The following is a 20,092-nucleotide window of genomic DNA, read 5'->3' on the forward strand; positions in this document are numbered from 1 at the left end:
CGACGAAAGGTCCCGGCGATGGCTCATCAGACGGATCCACACCGCCACGGTCCTGTGCTCGGCGCGCTCGACGAGCACCTCATCTCGGAGGGAACGCATCATCGCCTCTGGGACGCGCTCGGGGCACATCTCATGACCCATGAGGGCGTGGACGGTGTGCACTTCGCGGTGTGGGCCCCGAACGCCTCCCGTGTCGCCGTCGTCGGGGACTTCAACCACTGGAACGCCGAGGCGCATCCGCTGCGGACGGTCGGATCCACAGGGGTGTGGGAGACGTTCGTGCCCGGCGTCGCCGAGGGTGCGATCTACAAGTACGACCTGCACGACCGCGAGGGCGGCCACCTGCCGCAGAAGGCGGACCCGGTCGGCTTCGGCAGTGAGCATCCGCCCGCGACGGGGTCCGTGGTGCGTCGCCTCGACGCCCACGACTGGCAGGACCAGGAATGGCTCGACCGACGAGCCGAGGCCAACGCGGTCGACAGCCCGATCAGCGTCTATGAGGTGCACCTCGGGTCCTGGCGGCGGGCCGAAGGGGGCCGCCCGCTGTCCTATCTGGAACTTGCGACGGAGCTGGTCGACTACGTCGTGGACCTCGGATTCACCCATATCGAGGTGATGCCCGTCAGCGAGCATCCGTTCGACGGGTCCTGGGGCTACCAACCCGTGGGAATGTACGCACCGACGATCCGTCATGGCACCCCGCGCGAGTTCGCCGCCTTCGTAGATGCTGCACACGCGAGAGGGATCGGCGTCATCGCCGACTGGGTGCCGGGCCATTTCCCCACTGACGCGCACGGTCTCGCCCGATTCGACGGCACGGCGCTCTACGAGCACCTCGATCCGCGCCAGGGCTTCCATCCCGACTGGAAGACCCTCATCTACAACTACGGGCGACCCGAGGTGCGTGGATACCTCGTCGCGAACGCCCTGTACTGGATCGACCAGTACCACCTCGACGGTCTGCGCGTCGATGCGGTCGCCTCGATGCTCTACCGCGACTACTCGCGCGAGGAGGGGGAGTGGATCCCGAATCGCGACGGAGGCCGGGAGAACTATGAGGCCATCGACTTCCTGCGCGCGACCAACGTCGCGGTCTACGGGGCGCATGACGGCGTCGCGATGACCGCTGAGGAGTCCACCTCGTTCCCCGGGGTCACCCGCCGCGTCGACGCCGACGGACTGGGGTTCGGCTACAAGTGGAACCTCGGCTGGATGAACGACTCGCTGACGTACTTCAGCAGGGACCCGGTCCACCGGCGGTACCACCACGACGACCTCACCTTCGGCCTCTCCTACGCGTTCAGCGAGAACTTCGTGCTGCCGATCAGCCATGACGAGGTCGTCCACGGCAAGGGATCCCTGTACGGGCGCATGCCGGGCTCGCATGCCGACAAGCTCGGCGGCCTCAAGGCGTTCTACGGCTACATGTGGGGACACCCGGGCAAGAAGCTGCTGTTCATGGGCCAGGAGTTCGGCCAGACCGCCGAATGGAACCACTCGGGAGAGCTCGACTGGGGGTCCCTCTACGACCCCGGTCACGCCGGCGTGCAGGCCGTCGTCCGGGATCTCAACCGGCTCTACCGCGAACAGCCCGCCCTGCACCGTCACGACGCAGACGGTCACGGGTTCTCCTGGCTGCTCGTCGACGCGGCCGAGGACCAGGTCCTCGCCTGGACCCGGCGGGGCGACGCCGGTGATCCACACGTGGTGGTCGTGCTCAACCTCGCGCCTGTCGAACGCACCGGCTATCGCATCGGGTTCCCCGTCGCGGGCCGCTGGCGGGAGGCGCTGAACACCGACTCTTCCGCCTACGGCGGCGGCGATCGGGGTCACGGCGGTGCGGTGGAGACTGAGCCCGTGCCCACCGTGCAGGAGGCGCAGTCCGCCCTGCTCACTCTTCCCCCTCTCTCGGCCATCTATTTCGTGGAGGAATACTCATGAACACCTCGATCGAGCCCGGCGCACCCACTCGGCTGACCAGTCAGGCCATGGCCTTCGTGCTCGCAGGCGGGCGCGGCAGCCGCCTCGAGGAGCTCACCGACAGACGCGCGAAGCCCGCCGTGCACTTCGGCGGAAAATCGCGGATCATCGACTTCCCCCTCTCAAACGCGCTCAACTCGGGCATCCGCAAGATGGCGATCGCCACCCAGTACAAGGCACATTCGCTGATCCGGCATATGCAGCGCGGCTGGGGCTTCTTCCGCGCCGAACGCAACGAATACCTGGACATCCTTCCCGCCAGCCAGCGCGTCGAAGAGGGCAAGTGGTACCTCGGCACCGCGGACGCGGTGACCCAGAACATCGACATCGTCGACGACTACGGAGTCGAGTACGTGATCGTGCTCGCGGGCGACCACGTGTACAAGATGGACTACGAGGTGATGCTCCGCCAGCACGTCGAGACGGGCGCCGACGTCACCGTGGGCTGTCTGACCGTGCCACGCCACGAGGCGACAGCCTTCGGCGTCATGCACATCGACGAGCGCGACCGCATCGTCGACTTCCTCGAGAAGCCGGCCGACCCGCCCGGGACTCCCAGCGATCCGGATGTCGCGCTGGCCTCGATGGGCATCTACGTCTTCGACTGGGACTTCCTGCGCGGGCTGCTCCTGGACGACATGAACGACGCGGAGTCGAGCCATGACTTCGGCCATGACCTCATTCCGCTGCTGGTCAGTCGCGGCGCCGCATACGCACACCGGTTCAGCGAGTCATGCGTCATGAGCGGTCTCGAGACCAGCCCCTATTGGCGTGACGTCGGGACGATCGACTCGTTCTGGCAGGCCAACATCGACCTTACGGAGTTCGTGCCGCCCCTGGACCTGTATGACCAGAAGTGGCCGATCTGGACCTACGCCGAGCACACGCCGCCGGCGAAGTTCATCCATGACGAGGAGGACCGTCGGGGGCAGGCGATCCAGTCGCTGATCTCAGGGGACACCATCATCAGCGGCTCCGACGTGCACAATTCTCTGCTCTTCACGGGGAACCGGGTGCACTCCTATTCGACCCTTGATCACGTCGTCGCGCTGCCGTACGCCGAAGTGGGCCGGCATGCGCAGCTGAGTCGCTGCGTCATCGACAGCCGTGTGCGGATCCCCGACCACCTGGTGATCGGTCAGGATCCGGAAGAAGACGCGAAGTGGTTCCGGCGCACCGCGAAAGGGGTGACACTCATCACGCAGGACATGCTCGACCGCCGCGCCGCCGCGCTCGACTAGTCTGTCCTGGTGCCCCTGAAAGGACCCCCTATGCCCCGCCTGCGTGGTCGAGTGCTCTCCGTCGCGTCGGAGTGTGCGCCCCTGATGAAGACCGGGGGCCTGGCCGACGTGGTGGGCGCCCTTCCCGGGGCACTGGAATCTCACGGCTGGCGCTCGCGTGTGCTGATGCCGGCCTACCCCACCGTGCTCGAGAGGGTCGTCCGATCCCGCCGCATCTGGCGCAGCGACGACCTGTTCGGTGGGCCAGCATGTGTGCGCGCGTGCACGGTCGACGGATTCGAGGTGCTGCTGTTGGACGCGCCCCACCTGTTCGACCGGCCCGGTGGTCCCTACTCCGTCGATCATCACGACCATCCGGATAACCACCTGCGATTCGCGGCGCTGAGCTGGGCCGCCGCGCAGATCGCGATCGAGGGCACGAGCGACCGATGGCGCCCCGACATCGTGCACGCCCACGACTGGCAGGCCGGGCTCGTGCCGGCGTACCTCAGGTACGCCGGATCCGCTGTTCCGAGTGTGATGACGATCCACAACATCGCGTTCCAGGGCGTCTTCGACGCTGACCAGCTGGACCGTCTGAACCTGCCGACAGGTGACTTCCATCCTGGGGGGATCGAATACCACGGCGCCGTCAGCGCACTGAAGGCCGGGATGGTGCATGCCTCGCGGCTCACCACGGTCAGCCGCACCTATGCGGAGGAGCTCACGACGCCCCAGTTCGGCTTCGGCCTCGAGGGCGTCGTCGCGGAGCGTCGGGATCGTGGGGAGATGCACGGAATCGTCAACGGCATCGACGCCACTGTATGGGACCCCGCGCGGGATCCGCACACGACGCCGTTCTCGGCCGCGTCGCCCGGCCCTAAGGCTGAGAACCGCGCCTCGCTGCTGAAGGAGTTCGGGCTCGCGGAGCCGTCCGGACCGCTCGCCGTCGTCGTCACACGCCTGACCCATCAGAAGGGCGTCGACATGCTGCTCGAGGCACTGCCCGCCTTCGTGGAGGGAGGCGGGGCGGTCGTCGTGCTCGGTTCCGGAGACCCCGGCCATGAGCAGAGCCTCCGCGAGGTCGCCGCGCACCGTCCCGACGCCGTCGGGGTGCGCATTGGCTATGACGAGCCGCTCAGCCACCGGATGTTCGCCGGTGGTGACCTCGTGCTCGTGCCGTCACGGTTCGAGCCGTGCGGCCTGACGCAGCTCTACGGCCTGCGGTACGGCGCGCTGCCGCTCGTCGCGTCCACAGGTGGGCTGCGCGACACGGTCGTGGACGCCACGGACGAGCACCGCGCGTCCGGCACGGCCACAGGCTTCACGTTCACCGACATCAGCACCACAGGGCTCAGGGATGCGCTCGACCGCGCCGCGAGCCTCTACCAGGACCAGGAGGCGTGGCGAGAGGTGCGCGACCGCGCGATGACCACGCCGGTGGACTGGGCCGCCTCGGGTGCGCACTATGCCCAGCTGTTCCAGGAGCTGGTGCGGTGAAGGACCGTGTCTCGCGCGGCCGCCCCTGGCCGCTGGGCATCACCCTGTCCGAAGAGGGCGCGAACGTCGCCGTCTGGGCCCCCGATGCCGAACGCGTCTGGCTCTGCCTCTTCGAAGGTGAGCAGGAAGAGCGGATCCCGCTGCCCCACCACGCCGGCGGCGTCTGGCACGCCCACGTCCGGGGCATCGAGGCGGGCGCACGCTACGGCCTCCGCGCCGACGGTCCCTTCGCGCCCGAGCAAGGTCTCTGCTTCGATGAGCAGAAGCTGCTGATCGACCCCTATGCACGCGCCCTCGACGCGCCGGCGCGGTGGGACCGGCTCATGTCGGACTCCAGGGTGCAGGAACCCGACGACGGCTCAGTCACGCTCGCCCGCGACAGGCCCGACAGTGCTCCCGCCGTGCCGAAGGGGATCGTCCTCGGAGAGCCCGCCGGGCCCGACCCTGCCGCGAACCGGCCACGCCATGACGTTGCCGATCTCGTCATCTACGAAGCGCACGCCAAAGGGCTCACCGCGACGCACCCCGAGGTCCCGGAGGAGCTGCGCGGCACCTACTCCGGGATCGCTCACCCCGCGATCATCGACCACCTGACCTCGCTCGGCGTCACCGCCGTCGAGCTGCTGCCGGTGCAGGCGTTCCTCGACGATGAGCACATCGTCGAGCGGGGCCTGAGCAACTACTGGGGGTACCAGCCGATCGCCTGGCACGCGCCGGAGCCGCGCTACGCGATCCGCGACGCCGACGCCGAGATGCGCGGCCTGGTGCACACATTGCACGAGGCGGGCATCGAGGTGTTCATCGACGTCGTCTGCAACCACACCGGAGAGGGTGGGGACGGCGGACCGACGCTCAGTCTGCGCGGGCTCGACGCCTCCGGCTACTACCGGCTGCACGATGGCACGCACATCGACGACACCGGCACCGGGAACACCGTGGCGACTGAACGACCCACGGTGCTGCGCCTCGTGCTGGACAGCCTGCGCCACTGGGCGACGCGCTACGGGATCGACGGGTTCCGCTTCGACCTGGCCACCGCCGTGGGGCGCGGCCCCGACGGATTCGACCCGAGGGTGGCCTTCTTCCAGGCGGCCGGGCAGGATCCGGTGCTCGCCGACGTCAAGCTCATCGCCGAGCCGTGGGACCTCGGGCCCGACGGCTATCAGCTCGGGGGATACCCGCATCCGTGGTCGGAATGGAATGACGGCTTCCGCGACGACGTGCGCCGGGCATGGCGCGGCGATCAGGACGCGGTGAGAGCCCTCGGTGAACGGCTGCTCGGCTCAGCCGCGGCCTTCGACCACTCGGGACGTGCCCCCACGGCGTCAGTCAACTTCATCACGGCCCACGACGGGTTCACCCTCGCCGACGTCGTCTCCTACACCGCGCGGCACAACGAGGCGAATCTCGAGGACGGTCGCGACGGGCACAGCGAGAACCACTCCGACAATCTCGGCGTGGAGGGCCCGACCGATGATCCCGGCGTGCTCGCGGCCCGGTCGCGGCGGGTGCGGGCGATGCTCGCGACCCTTCTCGTCTCGCAGGGTGTGCCCATGCTGCTGGCCGGGGACGAGATCGGCAACACCCAGGGCGGCAACAACAACGCCTACGCGCAGGACAACGAGATCGGCTGGATCGACTGGTCCTCACCGGATCGGAAGCTGCTCGACGTCGTCGCCGGCCTGATCGAGGTCCGGCGGCGGCTGCCGATTCTGCGCCAGCGGACCTTCCTGCACGGGGGCGCCCGCGCCGGGGGAGACCCGGACGTCCTCTGGCTGAGTGCGGACGGCGAGCCGGCCACCGAGGAGCATTGGGAGGATCCTGAGCTCCGCACGATCATCGCGGTGCTGCGCGGGGCCGCCGGAGACCCGACCGGCGAGGCTCTGCCCGGTGCCGTCGCGGTCGTGCTCAACCTCGGCGACGCGGTGGAGGTGAGCCTCCCCGAGGATCTGCAGTGGCGCCTCGAGATCGACTCCGGTGGCGAGGCCGAGCCCGGCAGGTCCGGTGGCCAGAGGATCGGGGCCCAATCGGTGGTCGTGTTCTCCTCACCGGGGCCGTGACGCCGCGAGACGTCGCGTTCACGGCTGTGTCACACATCCGTCCTACGCTGGGGTCAGCAGCAGGAACCTTCCGGAAGGACCCGCCATGAGTGACCCCTCCCTGAGCACGGAGCTCGCCCCCGCGCTGGCCGCCATCTCCCACGGCACCTCCAACCCGTCGGGGCAGGCCGTGGTGCGCAGACTGGTCGACGACGTCGCCACGGCGGCCCGCGACCAGCGGCTGGGCGCCGAGGTCAGACTGGGGCATGTGGACGTCCAGGATCCCGATGTGCCGGCCACCCTCGCGGACCTGCCCGCGCAGCTGCCGGCCGTCGTCGTGCCGGTGCTGCTCTCCGCCGGGTACCACGTCAACGTGGACCTGAAGAAGGAGACCGCCGACGTCGGCCGCGAGGTCATCATCGCCGGCGCCCTGGGCCCCGATGACCGGCTCGTGGAGCTGCTCGTCCGGCGCCTGGAGGAGGCCGGGGCCGATCCGGGGCGAGACACGATCATCCTCGGCGTCGCCGGCTCCTCCGACGCCGCCGCCGTGGAGGACTGCCACGAGATGGGCCGGCGTCTCGCCGCCCGGCTGGACGCCGAGGTGGAGGTCGCCTTCCTCGCCGCGGCGAATCCCACGGTGGCCGAGGCCGTCGCGGAGGCGAGGCAGCACACCGACAGGGCGGGGGAGGGGCGGGTGGTCGTCGCCAGCTATCTGCTGGCGCCGGGTTACTTCCAGGATCTGCTGGAGAAGGCCCAGGCGGACCTCACCACCGCCCCGCTGCTCCCGGCCCCTGAGGACATCGAGCATCCGCCGGCCTCCCCCTCGGAGCTGGTGGACATCATCCTGGACCGGTACCGCGGCCGGTAGGATAGGGCCGATGAGCGCACCGACCCTGGACCCGTGGAGCAACGGGACCCCCGCCTACCGGCGAACCCTGCTGCTGGGGATCTTCTCCACCTTCCTCGGCGTGGTGCTCGTGGTGCTGGCGGCCGTCGCCGTCGGACCGGACCTTGAACCGACGCTGCGCGGGGTCGGGCTGGCGCTGATCGGGCTGGGCATCATCAGCCACCTGATCTCCATCCTGCTCCGCAAGCGGCAGGCCAAGCAGATCATCCAGGCCCGTGCGGGCACGTCGAGGAAGAGAGGCCGCTGAGCGTGAGCATCAACACCGAGGCGGAGGGACGGGTCTACCCGTCCGCCGCGCCGTACCAGGTCAGCCGGGAGGCGATCCGTGAGTTCGCTGGTGCGGTCAAGTCCGAGCACCCGGCCCACCACGACGTCGAGGCCGCCACCGCTCTGGGACACCGTGACCTGGTCGCCCCGCCGACCTTCGCCGTCGTGGTCGCCCAGCGGGCCGAAGCGGCCGTCGTCGCCGACAGCGAGGTCGGCATCGACTTCTCGCGCGTGGTCCACGCCGATGAACGGTTCACCCACCATGCCCCGATCCTTGCCGGAGACACGCTGAACGCCCAGGTCACCCTGGACCGCATCCGCCTCATGGGAGCCGGTGCCATGGTCACCACCAGGGTCGAGATCACCACCGCCGAGGGCGAGGCGCGCAGCACCGTGACCTCCTCGCTGCTGGTGCGTGCCGAGGACGAGGAGGAGAGCGCATGAGCCCCGCACCCCGGATCAGCACCCTGGAGAAGGGTCAGGAGATCGGCAGCCGCGAGATCCAGCTCTCGCGGGCGGACCTGATCCGCTACGCCGCCGCCTCCGGCGACCACAACCCCATCCACTGGAACGAGCGCTTCGCCCGCGAAGTCGGGCTTGACGGCGTCATCGCCCACGGCATGCTCACCATGGGCCTGGCCGTGGACCTGGTCACCGAGTGGGTGGGCGATCCCGGACGCGTGAGCGACTACCAGGCGCGGTTCACCAAGCCGGTCCCGGTGCCCGACGCCGACACCGGTGCTCCGGACGCCCCGACGGCCACGCTGCACGTCAGCGGCAAGGTCGGAGTGGTCGACGTCGAGGCCTCGACGGCACGGATCGACCTCACCGTGAGCCTGGACGGCACCAAGGTCCTCGTGAAGTCCCAGGTCAGCGTCACGCTCTGAGGCTTCTGCCGGATCAGCCGCCAGGTTCGACCCCGCGAGCCGATCAGCACCGTATAATCGCCACACAGATTCGCCGCGACCGCATCCCAGCGGCCCACGTGCACCACCGAACAGGGGACACCTCATGCCCAGCACCACTGAGACCGAGTTCGACGAGCGCAGCGTCGCGCTCGCCCAGCCCGTCGGCTCACGCCGCACCCCGATCGCCAAGAGCCTGGGCGTGACCGCCATCGCCGCCCTGGCTCTGACCGCCTGCGGCGGCGACGGTGAGGACGACGAGGTCGAGGCCGAGTCCCAGGTCGACGCTGAGCTGGACCTCGAGGTCGACGACGTCGAGCTCATCAACGAGGGGACCCTCACCGTCTGCTCGGACGTGCCGTACCCGCCCTTCGAGTACTACGACGAGGAAGGCACCGTCGTCGGCTTCGACATCGACATCGCTGAGGGCCTCGCCAGTGTGCTCGATGTCGAGCTCGAGGTGGTGCAGACCAGCTTCGAGGGCATCCAGTCCGGCGTGGCGCTCAACGCCGAGACCTGCGACCTGGCGATCTCCGGGATGACCATCACCGAGGAACGCGCCGGGAACATGCTCTTCTCCGATCCCTACCTGGATGACAACCTCGGCCTGCTCGCCGCCGGTGACGCCGGCATCGGCTCGCTGGAGGACATCGACGACTCGATCAACGTGGGAGTCCAGGCTGACACCACCGGTGAGGACTATGCCGAGGAGCAGGGCTACCAGATCCGTTCCTACCCGGACTCCGGGCTGCTCATCCAGGGCCTCGAGTCCGGGCAGGTCGAGGCCGCGATCGGTAACATCTCCATCCTCGGCTACCAGGCCGGCGAGGATGACAGCTCCGAGTTCGTCGAGGAGATCGACACCGGAGAGCAGCTCGGCATCGCCGCGCAGCTGGAGAACCAGGAGCTGATCGACGTGGTCGACGAGATCCTGGCCGAGATGGAGTCCGGCGGCTACATGGCCGAGATCGAGGACCTCTGGTTCGGCGGCGGCGAGACCCCAGACGAGGGCGACAGCGACGAGGGCGACAGCGACGAGGACGACGCGGACGCCGACGAGGACGACGACTGACCCTCATGGCACTGACGACCCGTCAACGAGCGCGGCTGAGCCTGGGGATCCAGGCCGGGCTGTTCATCGCCCTGGTGATCGTGCTGATCATCATCATCGACTGGACGGCGATCCATCGGAGCTTCTTCGACATCGAGCGCGTCCGCCCGATGTTCCCCGAGATCATCACCGTCGGGCTGATCAACACCCTGCAGTACACCGCGGTCGGCTTCGTGCTCGGCCTGCTCGGTGGAACCCTGCTGGCGCTGATGAAGCTCTCCAGCTTCCCGGTCTACCGCTGGCTGGCGACGGCCTACATCGAGTTCTTCCGTGGCATTCCAGCCATCCTGGTGTTCCTCGCCCTGGGGTTCGGCGTCTCGATCGCCTTCGGATGGAACCTGAACTCCCTGCAGATCGCCGGTTCGGCGTTGGGGCTGGTGGCCAGTGCATACATCGCCGAGACTCTGCGCGCCGGCCTGCAGGCCGTGCCGAAGGGCCAGGTCGAGGCCGCGCGGGCGCTGGGGATGCCGGCGTGGCGGGCGATGGTCTCCATCCAGATCCCGCAGGCGTTCCGCATCGTGCTGCCCCCGCTGACCAACGAGGCCATCCTGCTGACCAAGGACTCCTCGCTGATCTTCGTGGTGGGACTGACCGCTGGTGCGGCTGAGCTGACGAAGTTCGGCCGCGACGGCATCAACATCTACCAGGCGGGTCTGACCCCCCTGGTGGCCGCCGGCGTCTGCTATCTGCTGATCACCGTGCCGCTGTCCATCCTGGCTCGCCGCATGGAGCAGCGGTCGCCCAAGAAGAAGTAGGGAGGCCCGATCCTCATGACCGAGCCTGAACCGGCCGCGACGGCAGCTGCCGACGGCGCATCCGCAGGAGTGTCCATCACGGGGCTCCACAAGTCCTACGGGGACAACGAGGTGCTCAAGGGCATCTCCATGACGGTCCGCCCCGGGGAGGTCGTCTGCCTGATCGGCGCCTCCGGATCGGGGAAGTCCACGCTGCTGCGCTGCGTGAACCGTCTGGAGGACCCCAACGCCGGGACCATCACAGTGGGCTCCTTCGAGACCACCCACCCCGACGTCGACCTCGACGCCATGCGCCGGCACATCGGCATGGTCTTCCAGCAGTTCAACCTGTTCCCGCACCTCAGCGTGCTGGAGAACTGCACCATCACCCCACGTCGGGTGCTCAAGCAGTCCACGTCCGAGGCCGAGGCCGAGGCGATGGTCCAGCTCCGCCGGGTCGGGCTCGAGGACTTCGCCCAGCGGCGTCCGGACCAGCTCTCCGGCGGTCAGCAGCAGCGCGTGGCGATCGCCCGCGCCCTGACCATGCGGCCCCAGCTGATGCTCTTCGACGAGCCGACCTCCGCGCTGGACCCCGAGACCGTCGGAGATGTGCTGGCGATCATGCGGCAGCTGGCTGAAGCCGGCATGACGATGCTCGTGGTGACCCACGAGATGGGCTTCGCCCGAGAGGTCGCTGACCGGGTGGTCTTCATGGACAAGGGCCGCGTGGTCGAGGAGGGTCCGGCCGTCGACGTCATCGGCAACCCGCAGCAGCCGCGCACCCAGGACTTCCTGCGCCGCGTGCTCAACCCCACCGGCGTGGACCTCGAGGCCTGATGCGGCGGTTCAGCGAGCACACCACTGCCCGGGTGGGCGGCACCGCCGGCGAATGGATCGTCGCCCACACCGAGTTCGAGGCGCTGCAGACGTTGTCCCGCCATCCGCTGCCCTCGGAGGAAGATCGTCTGGCTGGCAAAGACACTCTCCTGGTGCTGGGGGGCGGCTCGAACCTGCTGGTGGCCGACGCGGGCTTCCCCGGCGCCGTGCTGCAGCTGGCGTTCGATGGGATCAGCGCCGAACCGGGCGAGACTCACGGCGGCGATGTGGTCGTCACCGTGGCAGCCGGACATGAGTGGGACGACGTCGTCGCCTGGACCGTGCAGCGCCGCTATGCAGGGCTGGAGGCGCTCTCGGGGATCCCCGGAGCCGCCGGGGCGACCCCGGTCCAGAACGTGGGTGCCTACGGCGCAGAGGTGTCCCAGACGCTGGTGGACGTGCGCGCCTGGGATCGACTCCACGGTGAGGTGATCACCCTGAGCAACGAGGAGCTGGGCTTCGGGTACCGGGATTCGGTGCTCAAGCGCACCACGCTGCACGGCTCCCCGCGGTATGTGGTGCTCTCCGTGCGGTTCCGGCTGGAGCATCGGGGCGAGGACACGCCGTCTTCGCCGGTCCGCTACGCGGAGCTGGCACGCTCCCTGGGGCTCGAGGTGAACGCCGCCGAGGACCAGCGCCGGGCCCCGCTGACTGACGTGCGCGCCAAGGTGCTGGCACTGCGTGCCGGCAAGGGCATGGTGCTCGAGGCAGAGGACCACGACACCTGGTCCACCGGGTCCTTCTTCACCAACCCGATCGTCGGCGAGGACGTGGTCTCCACCCTGCCTGAGGGAGCCCCGCGATTCCCGGCACTGCCCGACGTCGACGGCACGCCCCGGGTGAAGCTCTCCGCGGCCTGGCTGATCGATCGCGCCGGCTGTGGGAAGGGCTTCGGTGCGGAGCTGGTGGGCGGGCGCGCCTCGCTCTCCACGAAGCACACGCTGGCGGTCACCAACCGGGGAAAAGCCTCAGCGGGTGACCTGCTGACCGTGGCGGCCGCGGTGCGTGACCGTGTGGTCGAGCGCTTCGGCATCGAGCTGCACCCGGAGCCGGTGCTCATCGGCTGCGAGCTCTGAGCCTCTCGTTCAACGACCTGCCCGGCTGGACAGCTCACAGCTTGCCGATGGCGATCAGCAGCATGCGGCGCAGCGGCTCGGCCGCCCCCCAGAGGAGCTGGTCGCCCACCGTGAAGGCCGAGATGTACTCGGGGCCCATCTCGAGCTTGCGGATGCGGCCCACCGGGATGGTCAGTTCGCCAGTGGCGGCCACCGGGGTCAGCTGCTCCATGGTGGCCTCCTTCTCGTTGGGGACCACCTTCGCCCAGCTCGAGCCCTTCGCGATGATCGACTCGATCTCGGAGACCGGGATGTCTTCGCTCAGCTTCAGCGTGAGCGCCTGGGAGTGGGAGCGCAGGGCGCCCACACGCACACACAGCGAGTCGAAGGGGATCTTCTCCCCGCGGCGCTCCACGCCGGGGGCCAGCGAGTCGCCGCGGCCGAGGATCTTGTTGGTCTCCACTCCGGCCTTCCACTCCTCCTTGGCCACACCGTCGCCGAGGTCCGCGTCGATCCAGGGGATGAGGGAGCCGGCCAGCGGCACTCCGAACTGCGAGGCGTCCAGGCCGCTGCGCTGAGCCTCGAGCACCTTGCGGTCGATCTCCAGGATCGCGGAGGCCGGGTCGGCGAGCTCGTCGCCGACGGCGCTGTGAAGGTCGCCGAACTGGTGCAGCAGCTCACGCATGTGCTTGGCACCGCCGCCGGAGGCCGCCTGGTAGGTCATCGCGGTGCCCCATTCGACCAGGCCTGCGGTGAACAGCCCGCCCAGGCCCATCAGCATGCAGGAGACCGTGCAGTTGCCGCCGACGAACTCCTTGACGCCGGCGGCCAGACCGGCGTCGATGACGTCCCGGTTGATCGGGTCCAGAGTGATGATGGAGTCCTCCGCCATCCGCAGGGTGGAGGCGGCGTCGATCCAGATGCCGTCCCAGCCGGCCGCGCGCAGCTTCGGGTGGACGGCCTGGGTGTAGTCCCCGCCCTGGGCGGTGACGATGATCGGCAGCTTGGCCAGCGTGTCGATGTCATAGGCGTCCTGCAGAGTGTCCTCGCCAGGCTGGGCGCCGTCGAGGTCCGGGGCGGGCCCGCCGGCGTTCGAGGTCGAGAAGAAGACCGGGGCGATGTGCTGGAAGTCCCCTTCGTCGAGCATGCGCTGGATCAGCACGGAGCCGACCATGCCTCGCCAGCCGACGATCCCGACGGACGGGGTGTCGCCGGTGAGGGCGGAGAGGGCAGAGACAGCAGGGGATGTCGTAGAAGCCATGCCTACCAGGGTAGCGAACCTGCGCATCGCAGGGGTATGGGCCGGGTCACCAGAGCGCGTCAGGGGTGCCGCAGGAGGCTCCGAGGTCAGATCCCGCGACGCCAGCTCCAGAGGAGCCAGGCGGCGACGACGGCAGGCACCACCACGAACAGGAATCCCCCCAGCAGCATGCCGATCAGGTAGATGCCCAGCGACTCCCCGGCGGCGAATCCGGAGGAGGACTCCCCGATGTACTGCGCCACGGCGCCCGCCAGCGACCCCAGGGCGACCAGCAGCAGGAGCGCGCCCAGGGCCAGCTTCCACCCCTTGCGGTGGGGAGCGCCTGTCTCCTCGGCTCGGCTGGCCTCGGCGCGGATCTTGCGGGGGTCGGCGCTCCAGTCGTCCGCCCCGCCGATGCCGTGCATCGTGCTCATGACACGACGTTAAGGCTCAGCACGGCCGGTGTCACGATCCCCCGCCCGCAGCGTCGGGGCTCAGTCCTCGGCGGGGATGTCGCCGTCGCGTCGGCACAGGGTCTCGAAACGGTAGCGCAGCCCGTTGGCGGCGGTGTGCCAGCCCTCGGCCGGGTCTGCGGCGCAGAGCTCCCAGCGCGACGGCGGCAGCTGCGGTGCCCAGGTGTCGCCGTCGGCGTCCAGGTCGATCACGGTGATCACCGCCGTGTCGGCCAGTTCCCGGTCCACGGTCTCCGTGTAGATGCGGCCGCCGCCGAGCACCCACACCTTCTCTGGGACCCGGCCCTCGGCGTCGGGACCGGCGGCCAGAGCCAGCGCCTCATCCAGCGACGTCGTGGTCTCCGCCCCTGCCGCGGCGATCTCGGCGGCGCGGGCGGAATCCCCGGTGATGACGATGTTGCGTCGGCCGGGCAGCGGGCGGGCCTTCTCCGGCAGGGACTCCCACGTGCGACGCCCCATGACCACCGGGCGGCCACGGGTCTGGGCACGAAAGTGGGCGAAGTCCTCAGGCAGATGCCATGGCATCTCGCCGTCGCGGCCGATGACGCCGTCGCGGGTCTGCGCCCAGATCATCCCCACCCAAGGGCCGGTGCGCTCCTGCCCGCCCAGCGCTTCGTGCGGTGCTTTCATACCGCCACCGGGGCCTTGATGGCGGGGTGGTGCTGGTAGTCGAGCACCTCGAAGTCCGCGTACTCGTAGTCGAAGATCGTCTCCGGCTTCCGGGTGATGCGCAGTCGCGGGGACGGATGGGGCTGCCGGGAGAGCTGTTCGGTGACCTGGTCGAGGTGGTTGTCATAGATGTGACAGTCACCGCCGGTCCAGATGAACTCGCCGGGCTCTAGGCCGGCCTGCTGGGCGAGCATCAGCGTCAGCAGCGAGTAGGAGGCGATGTTGAACGGCACACCGAGGAACATGTCCGCACTGCGCTGGTAGAGCTGGCAGGAGAGCCGCCCCTCGGCCACATGAAACTGGAACATCACGTGGCAGGGCGGCAGCGCCATGCGGTCCACCTCGGCCGGGTTCCACGCGGTGACCAGATGACGCCGCGAGTCGGGGTCGCTGCGCAAGGACTCCACCAGCTGGGCGATCTGGTCGATCGAGCCGCCGTCGGGGGTGGGCCAGCTGCGCCACTGGACGCCGTAGACCGGGCCCAGCTCACCGTCCTCGTCGGCCCACTCGTTCCAGATCCGCACACCCCGCTCCTGCAGCCAGTGCACGTTGGAGTCCCCGCGCAGGAACCAGAGCAGCTCCAGAGCCACGGACTTGAAGTGGACCCGCTTGGTGGTGATCAGCGGGAAGGAGTCCCGCAGGTCGAAGCGGATCTGCCGGCCGAAGACGCTGCGCGTGCCGGTGCCGGTGCGGTCGGACTTGGGCGTGCCGTGCTCCAGCACGTCGGCCAGCAGGTCCTCGTAGGGGGTGGGGATCGCATCGCTCACGCCCCCAGCATAGCGGCCGGAGGCAAGGGCCTGGGGCGTTCAGCTGACCGGTGCCTGGTGCTTCCGATACTCCGGGTAGCGGTGCAGGTACTGGTCGATGTAGGAGCATTCGGAGATGAACGACCAGCCCTCGTCGATGAGCTCGTCCAGCAGCAGGGTGACCAGGCAGCGGGCATAGCCGCGCCGGCCGTGCTGCGGGCTGATGATCGTGTGCTGCAGTCGCTTGACCTGCTGGCCTGCGATGTTCTCCTCCGTGTAGCCGACGAACCCGATGAAGGTCTCGGCACCGTCGATCGTGTCCCAGAGCTCGGCCCGGCCACGGTCTTCATCGCGGCGCAGCACCGCTGCGGGGTGGACGTTCTTCTGGACGCTCATGAGGTGAGACTACCGTCATTGACGGAGGGCTGTCAGTCCTCGAAGGGTTCGTAGATCTCCACCGAGACGATCTCGCCACTGCGGTCCACCGCCTGCTGGGCGACCAGCACCGCCCCGGGGCTCAGGTAGGGGTCGGCATCGGGCATCGCCTGCAGGAGGGCCGGATCGTGAATCCAGTCGCGGAGCTCGTCGAGCACCAGCGGCAGCACCGGACGGTGGGTGCAGAGCACCGTGGGCTGCAGGACCTCCAGGCATTTGCGGGTGCGGTGCGCCGGCTTGCGGGGGTCCTCCTGGGCGCGCTTCTCGGTGAGGGACTTGCGGTGCTTGAGCTTGTGCCGGTGCCGCCGGACATAGGGCGCCACGGTCTCCACGCAGCGTCTCCACGGGCTGGTCTCGATGAGCCGGGGCCGCCAGGCGGTGAGCAGCCGTTCCACGGCCCGGGCCTGCCGCTTGCCGGTGGCGGCCAGCGGGCGCTCTCCCTCGGCGCGGGACCAGCTGGCGCGCGGCTTGGCCTTCGCGTGGCGCAGCACCACGAAGGGGCTGGTGTGCAGCCGCATGTGCGAGTGGAGACGCTCCAGCTCCTCGAGGGGCTCGCGGTCCGTCTCGTTGGTCAGCATCTCGTGGGCGACGGCGACCGGCACCCAGCGGACCTCGTCCGTCTCCTGGCCGTCCGGCGTCGGAGTGCCTTTGATGATGCGGGCCGCCCAGTACCAGACCTCCTTGGCCTTGGGTCGGCCGTTCTTCCGCACGTCGTAGCGGGTGATCGGCAGGGGGACGCCCAGCCGCACCTGCAGGCCGATCTCCTCGGAGACCTCCCGCACCGCGCACTCGGGGATGGTCTCGCCGGGGTCGAGCTTGCCCTTCGGGAAGGACCAGTCGTCATAGCGCGGCCGGTGGATGAGCAGCACCTCCAGTTCCCCGCGGTGCAGCCGCCAGCACAGCGCGCCGGCGGCGATGATCTGGGCGTCGGTGCCGTCGTCGGCGCAGACGTCGGTGCGGCGGCGGGGGACTCGGCGCAGGGGGTCCCCTGCGGGGGGCACGGCGGAGTCGGGGATGCTGTCACTGCTGGTGCCGGTGCTCTCGGCGGGGGCGCTCGGCCGGGGGTTCATCGGATCGGTGCTCGCTGTCTCACGCAGTCACGGTCAGGGTCAGGCGGGCTCCGCCCCGGGCTCGGTCACCGGCGCGTACATGGTGTCCACGTCCCAGCGGGTGAACCCGAGCCTGCGGTAGAGCTCCACGGCGGCGGTGTTGTCTGAGTCGACGTAGAGCATGATCGCTCCCAGCCCCTCCGAGCGCAGGTGCTCGATGCCGGCCAGCGTCAGAGAGTACCCGAGGCCGCGGCCCTGGGCATCGGGCACGACGCCGACCACGTAGACCTCGCCCAGCGGTTCGGAGCCGCCGTCCTCTCCGGGGTGGACCTTGGTCCAGTGGAAGCCCAGCAGCTGGCCGCCCTCCTCGGCGAGGAGGAAGCCAGCCGGGTCGAACCAGTCCTCGGCCATCCGAGCATCGAGGTCCTCACGGGTGAGCCGGCCCTGCTCGGGGTGGTCGGCGAAGGCCGCGGCATTGGCCCGCAGCCAGGCCTGCTCGTCACGGCCGGGCTCGAAGGGGCGGATGGTCACGGTCTCCGGGAGCCGCGGGGAGGGGATCTCGTCCAGGGAGGTGAGCCGCATGCGCCAGAGCTCGCGCACCGGGGCCCACCCGTGACGGACGGCCAGCAGCGCGGCGGCGTCGTGCTCGCCATGGGCCCAGGCCCGCTGGATGCGTCCGGGCTGGGGGGCGAGGACGTCGTCGGCGAGCGTGGTGGCCAGCTGGCCACCGATCCCGTGCTGGCGGCAGTTGGGACGGACCACCAGCTCCAGGACGTCCGGGGAGCCCTCACCACCCAGGACGACGACGCCGGCCCCGGCCAGCAGGTACTGGTGGTCGGTGCTGCCCTCGTCGGGTGCCGCCCAGGCATAGGCCACACGCAGCGGTGCGTCCATGGCGCCGGAGTCGGCGGCCTTGTGGAGCTCCACCAGGGTCTGCTCGGAGAACGGGGGATTGGCGTCGGCCTCTTCGGCGGCGTGCGCCAGCTCGACGAGGGCGTCCACCTGATCCGGGGTGGGAGCACCGCCGCTCAGCTCGATGGTCGTCTCGGGGGCGATCTGGGTCTCCTCGGAGCTCATGTCTCCACTCTAACGGAGGCGGGAACCCTCGCGGCTCGGGTCCAGCGCCGGCCCGGCTCCTGCGATGGTACGGGGGAGGTTCAGTCGCCGTCGCCGTCTCCGGTGCGCGCCGCGCGGCCCGCACGCCCGGCGTCGTCGACGACCAGGCGGTATCCCACGTTGCGCACCGTGCCGATCAGCGACTCGTGGTCCGGGCCGAGCTTGGCGCGGAGGCGGCGAATGTGGACGTCCACGGTGCGGGTGCCGCCGAAATAGTCGTAGCCCCACACGTCATGGAGCAGGCGGTCGCGGGTGAAGACCTGACCGGGGTGGAGGGTGAGGTGCTTGAGCAGCTCGAACTCCTTGTACGTCAGGTTCAGCAGCCGGCCGTCGATGGTCGCCATGTAGGTGGTCTCGTCGATGGTGATGCCGCCGGCCCGGATCTCCCCTGTGGGGTTCTCCTCCTCCACCTCGACGGCGGCCAGCCGGATGCGGGCGTCGACCTCGCCAGGGCTGGCGTCGGAGAGCACGAAGTCGTCGACCTGCCAGGACTCGTTGAGAGTGGGCAGCCCCGCCTCGGCCACGATCACCACGATCGGGGTGAGCATGGAGGACTTCACCAGCTGGCACAGGGAACGGACGTGGGCGAGGTTCCGGCGGGCGTCCACCAGGGTGAGGTCGGCGTTGGGGGCCCGCACGATTGAGGCGGCCTCGGCCGGAAAGACACGCACCCGGTGGGTGAGGAGCTCGAGGGATGGCAGGGCGTCGTCGGGGGCGTCAGAGAGCAGCAGCACCTGAGCCATCCGGGTCCCTTCTCGAGCGTGTCATCATCACCGTGAGCGCCAGCAGTGCGCGGGATCGCACGACGTCGAGTATATCTGCCTGGCCGGTCAGCCGGGCGCGGGCCACGTCACAGCAGCTCTCATGCGGGCCTCTGGCAAGATGTCCTGGTGTGAAGTACTTCCCGGTGGCCGCCTCGGCCCTGCTCTCGACGATCGCCCTGGTCGCGGGCTCCTGGGCGGGCACCTCCGCCCTGACCGCGGTGGTGTGCGTGATCTGCCTCGTGCTCTCCCTGGGCTGGCCGCAGCTGATGGGAGTGACGGCGCGCCGCTCGCTGTCCACGGTGATCCTGCTGGCCGGCGTGGTGGCCGCGCTCGGTGCCGCCGTCGTCCGTGAGGTGGAGTCGCTGTTCTTCTGGTCTTCGGTGGCGCTGGCCTTCGGTGTGATGTCGGTCTTCGTCATCCAGGTGCTGCGCGGCACCGGCCGTCCGCATCGGCTGGAGTCCACGCTGGGTGCCAGCGCCGGGGTCGTCATCTCCACGACGGCGGCCGGCTGGGTCGCCGGGCTGCGCTATCCCGCGGAGCTGGTCGGCATCGGTGACAGTGACGACGCCCTCGGGGTCCTGGCCGTGCCGGGGCTGACGCTCTTCGAGGACTGGGCCCTGCTCGACGTCACCGGCACCGGGGGTGAGCTCTCGGTGGTCGGTCTGGCCGCCATCGGTCTCGGAGTCTCGGTGCTGTTGGCCTGCCTGCCGCTGCGCGATGCGCTCGTGCTGCCGCTGGTGGTGCTCGGCGGCTTCGCCGGAGCGCTGGGCACGGCGCTGCTGTGGGGGGAGCTGACGCTGCTCTTCTCCGGGCTGCTGGGGCTGGGCGCCGGCGCGCTGATCGCTGCGATGCGCCGGTTCCTCATCGTCCAGGGCGCCCCGGAGGGTCGGCTCTCCGCGATGGCCGTCGGGGCGGCGCCGATCGCGGGCATGGGGGCGCTGGTCTACTTCGCCGAACGGCTGCTCTTCGTCTGAAGGTCATCTGGTGTCGGTGACGCCACATCGGG

At 69.6% G+C, this 20,092-nt stretch carries 21 protein-coding genes; 13 read left to right on the plus strand and 8 right to left on the minus strand.

What is annotated here, in order from left to right; translation table 11 throughout:
* Nucleotides 1–18: 18 nt before the first annotated feature.
* The 12 genes from glgB (at nucleotide 19) to ODE13_RS02865 (ending at nucleotide 12,615) form a co-directional block, all read left to right on the plus strand.
* Nucleotides 19–1,941, plus strand: coding sequence for a 1,4-alpha-glucan branching protein GlgB (gene glgB, locus ODE13_RS02810; protein ID WP_322477911.1), 1,923 nt, complete (start codon nucleotides 19–21; stop codon nucleotides 1,939–1,941).
* Nucleotides 1,938–3,221, plus strand: coding sequence for a glucose-1-phosphate adenylyltransferase (gene glgC / locus ODE13_RS02815; protein WP_322477912.1), 1,284 nt, complete (start codon nucleotides 1,938–1,940; stop codon nucleotides 3,219–3,221). The genes glgB and glgC overlap by 4 nt, the downstream gene beginning before the upstream one ends.
* A gap of 30 nt (nucleotides 3,222–3,251) precedes the next feature.
* Nucleotides 3,252–4,700 carry a glycogen synthase GlgA gene (gene glgA, locus ODE13_RS02820; RefSeq protein ID WP_322477913.1) on the plus strand — a complete coding sequence of 483 codons (1,449 nt, stop codon included), beginning with the start codon at nucleotides 3,252–3,254 and terminating at the stop codon, nucleotides 4,698–4,700.
* Entirely contained in the window at nucleotides 4,697–6,760 is a 2,064-nt protein-coding gene (gene glgX, locus ODE13_RS02825; protein ID WP_322477914.1) for a glycogen debranching protein GlgX, read from the plus strand. Before glgA ends, glgX begins: the two co-directional genes overlap by 4 nt.
* Before the next feature lie 85 nt (nucleotides 6,761–6,845).
* Nucleotides 6,846–7,607 (plus strand): sirohydrochlorin chelatase, encoded by a 762-nt coding sequence (locus tag ODE13_RS02830; protein ID WP_322477915.1) that lies wholly within the window; start codon nucleotides 6,846–6,848, stop codon nucleotides 7,605–7,607.
* A gap of 10 nt (nucleotides 7,608–7,617) precedes the next feature.
* On the plus strand, nucleotides 7,618–7,893 hold the full coding sequence (locus tag ODE13_RS02835; protein WP_322477916.1) for a hypothetical protein: 276 nt from the start codon (nucleotides 7,618–7,620) through the stop codon (nucleotides 7,891–7,893).
* A 2-nt stretch (nucleotides 7,894–7,895) separates the two neighbouring features.
* Nucleotides 7,896–8,357: an FAS1-like dehydratase domain-containing protein gene (locus ODE13_RS02840; protein ID WP_322477917.1), complete on the plus strand. Its 462-nt coding sequence runs from the start codon at nucleotides 7,896–7,898 to the stop codon at nucleotides 8,355–8,357.
* On the plus strand, nucleotides 8,354–8,800 hold the full coding sequence (locus tag ODE13_RS02845) for a MaoC family dehydratase (protein ID WP_322477918.1): 447 nt from the start codon (nucleotides 8,354–8,356) through the stop codon (nucleotides 8,798–8,800). The genes ODE13_RS02840 and ODE13_RS02845 overlap by 4 nt, the downstream gene beginning before the upstream one ends.
* Before the next feature lie 124 nt (nucleotides 8,801–8,924).
* Nucleotides 8,925–9,890 (plus strand): ABC transporter substrate-binding protein, encoded by a 966-nt coding sequence (locus ODE13_RS02850; RefSeq protein WP_322477919.1) that lies wholly within the window; start codon nucleotides 8,925–8,927, stop codon nucleotides 9,888–9,890.
* Nucleotides 9,891–9,895: 5 nt separating this feature from the next.
* A complete protein-coding gene (locus ODE13_RS02855; protein ID WP_179540934.1) occupies nucleotides 9,896–10,684 on the plus strand; it encodes an amino acid ABC transporter permease in 789 nt (262 codons plus the stop codon).
* A 15-nt stretch (nucleotides 10,685–10,699) separates the two neighbouring features.
* Nucleotides 10,700–11,500: an amino acid ABC transporter ATP-binding protein gene (locus tag ODE13_RS02860; protein ID WP_322477920.1), complete on the plus strand. Its 801-nt coding sequence runs from the start codon at nucleotides 10,700–10,702 to the stop codon at nucleotides 11,498–11,500.
* On the plus strand, nucleotides 11,500–12,615 hold the full coding sequence (locus ODE13_RS02865) for a UDP-N-acetylmuramate dehydrogenase (RefSeq protein ID WP_322477921.1): 1,116 nt from the start codon (nucleotides 11,500–11,502) through the stop codon (nucleotides 12,613–12,615). The genes ODE13_RS02860 and ODE13_RS02865 overlap by 1 nt, the downstream gene beginning before the upstream one ends.
* 34 nt (nucleotides 12,616–12,649) lie before the next feature.
* On the opposite strand, the gene asd is transcribed toward ODE13_RS02865, so the two are convergent.
* The 8 genes from asd to ODE13_RS02905 all read right to left on the minus strand — a co-directional run bounded on the left by asd (nucleotide 12,650) and on the right by ODE13_RS02905 (nucleotide 19,065).
* Nucleotides 12,650–13,855 (minus strand): aspartate-semialdehyde dehydrogenase, encoded by a 1,206-nt coding sequence (asd, locus tag ODE13_RS02870; protein WP_322477922.1) that lies wholly within the window; start codon nucleotides 13,853–13,855, stop codon nucleotides 12,650–12,652.
* An 86-nt stretch (nucleotides 13,856–13,941) separates the two neighbouring features.
* Entirely contained in the window at nucleotides 13,942–14,268 is a 327-nt protein-coding gene (locus ODE13_RS02875; protein WP_322477923.1) for a hypothetical protein, read from the minus strand.
* Between the two features lie 60 nt (nucleotides 14,269–14,328).
* Nucleotides 14,329–14,937, minus strand: coding sequence for a dihydrofolate reductase (locus ODE13_RS02880; protein WP_322477924.1), 609 nt, complete (start codon nucleotides 14,935–14,937; stop codon nucleotides 14,329–14,331).
* The gene (locus tag ODE13_RS02885) at nucleotides 14,934–15,743 is read right to left on the minus strand and encodes a thymidylate synthase (RefSeq protein WP_179540928.1); all 810 of its coding nucleotides are present in this window, start codon (nucleotides 15,741–15,743) and stop codon (nucleotides 14,934–14,936) included. Before ODE13_RS02885 ends, ODE13_RS02880 begins: the two co-directional genes overlap by 4 nt.
* A 39-nt stretch (nucleotides 15,744–15,782) precedes the next feature.
* Nucleotides 15,783–16,118: a GNAT family N-acetyltransferase gene (locus ODE13_RS02890; protein WP_322477925.1), complete on the minus strand. Its 336-nt coding sequence runs from the start codon at nucleotides 16,116–16,118 to the stop codon at nucleotides 15,783–15,785.
* 32 nt (nucleotides 16,119–16,150) lie between these two features.
* Nucleotides 16,151–17,227 carry an NUDIX hydrolase gene (locus ODE13_RS02895; RefSeq protein ID WP_322477926.1) on the minus strand — a complete coding sequence of 359 codons (1,077 nt, stop codon included), beginning with the start codon at nucleotides 17,225–17,227 and terminating at the stop codon, nucleotides 16,151–16,153.
* Between the two features lie 39 nt (nucleotides 17,228–17,266).
* Nucleotides 17,267–18,283, minus strand: coding sequence for a mycothiol synthase (gene mshD / locus ODE13_RS02900; RefSeq protein WP_322477927.1), 1,017 nt, complete (start codon nucleotides 18,281–18,283; stop codon nucleotides 17,267–17,269).
* An 80-nt stretch (nucleotides 18,284–18,363) separates the two neighbouring features.
* Complete coding sequence (locus tag ODE13_RS02905) at nucleotides 18,364–19,065, minus strand: response regulator transcription factor (RefSeq protein ID WP_179540924.1); 702 nt, start codon at nucleotides 19,063–19,065, stop codon at nucleotides 18,364–18,366.
* Nucleotides 19,066–19,214: 149 nt separating this feature from the next.
* Between ODE13_RS02905 and ODE13_RS02910 the strand changes: the two genes are divergently transcribed.
* Nucleotides 19,215–20,060 (plus strand): hypothetical protein, encoded by an 846-nt coding sequence (locus ODE13_RS02910; protein WP_179540923.1) that lies wholly within the window; start codon nucleotides 19,215–19,217, stop codon nucleotides 20,058–20,060.
* Nucleotides 20,061–20,092: the final 32 nt, after the last annotated feature.

Source organism: Nesterenkonia sp. HG001 (assembly GCF_034438835.1).
Classification (GTDB): Bacteria; Actinomycetota; Actinomycetes; order Actinomycetales; family Micrococcaceae; genus Nesterenkonia; species Nesterenkonia xinjiangensis.

Excerpts from the sequence above, each read along its gene's own strand:
- ODE13_RS02875 (WP_322477923.1), bottom strand. The coding sequence starts at position 14,268 with ATGAGCACGATGCACGGCATCGGCGGGGCGGACGACTGGAGCGCCGAC.
- ODE13_RS02895 (WP_322477926.1), bottom strand. The coding sequence starts at position 17,227 with ATGAACCCCCGGCCGAGCGCCCCCGCCGAGAGCACCGGCACCAGCAGT.
- glgC (WP_322477912.1), top strand. The coding sequence starts at position 1,938 with ATGAACACCTCGATCGAGCCCGGCGCACCCACTCGGCTGACCAGTCAG.
- ODE13_RS02845 (WP_322477918.1), top strand. The coding sequence starts at position 8,354 with ATGAGCCCCGCACCCCGGATCAGCACCCTGGAGAAGGGTCAGGAGATC.
- glgA (WP_322477913.1), top strand. The coding sequence starts at position 3,252 with ATGCCCCGCCTGCGTGGTCGAGTGCTCTCCGTCGCGTCGGAGTGTGCG.
- ODE13_RS02890 (WP_322477925.1), bottom strand. The coding sequence starts at position 16,118 with ATGAGCGTCCAGAAGAACGTCCACCCCGCAGCGGTGCTGCGCCGCGAT.
- ODE13_RS02855 (WP_179540934.1), top strand. The coding sequence starts at position 9,896 with ATGGCACTGACGACCCGTCAACGAGCGCGGCTGAGCCTGGGGATCCAG.
- glgB (WP_322477911.1), top strand. The coding sequence starts at position 19 with ATGGCTCATCAGACGGATCCACACCGCCACGGTCCTGTGCTCGGCGCG.
- ODE13_RS02830 (WP_322477915.1), top strand. The coding sequence starts at position 6,846 with ATGAGTGACCCCTCCCTGAGCACGGAGCTCGCCCCCGCGCTGGCCGCC.
- ODE13_RS02905 (WP_179540924.1), bottom strand. The coding sequence starts at position 19,065 with ATGGCTCAGGTGCTGCTGCTCTCTGACGCCCCCGACGACGCCCTGCCA.
- ODE13_RS02865 (WP_322477921.1), top strand. The coding sequence starts at position 11,500 with ATGCGGCGGTTCAGCGAGCACACCACTGCCCGGGTGGGCGGCACCGCC.
- ODE13_RS02835 (WP_322477916.1), top strand. The coding sequence starts at position 7,618 with ATGAGCGCACCGACCCTGGACCCGTGGAGCAACGGGACCCCCGCCTAC.
- ODE13_RS02880 (WP_322477924.1), bottom strand. The coding sequence starts at position 14,937 with ATGAAAGCACCGCACGAAGCGCTGGGCGGGCAGGAGCGCACCGGCCCT.
- ODE13_RS02850 (WP_322477919.1), top strand. The coding sequence starts at position 8,925 with ATGCCCAGCACCACTGAGACCGAGTTCGACGAGCGCAGCGTCGCGCTC.
- asd (WP_322477922.1), bottom strand. The coding sequence starts at position 13,855 with ATGGCTTCTACGACATCCCCTGCTGTCTCTGCCCTCTCCGCCCTCACC.
- mshD (WP_322477927.1), bottom strand. The coding sequence starts at position 18,283 with ATGAGCTCCGAGGAGACCCAGATCGCCCCCGAGACGACCATCGAGCTG.
- ODE13_RS02860 (WP_322477920.1), top strand. The coding sequence starts at position 10,700 with ATGACCGAGCCTGAACCGGCCGCGACGGCAGCTGCCGACGGCGCATCC.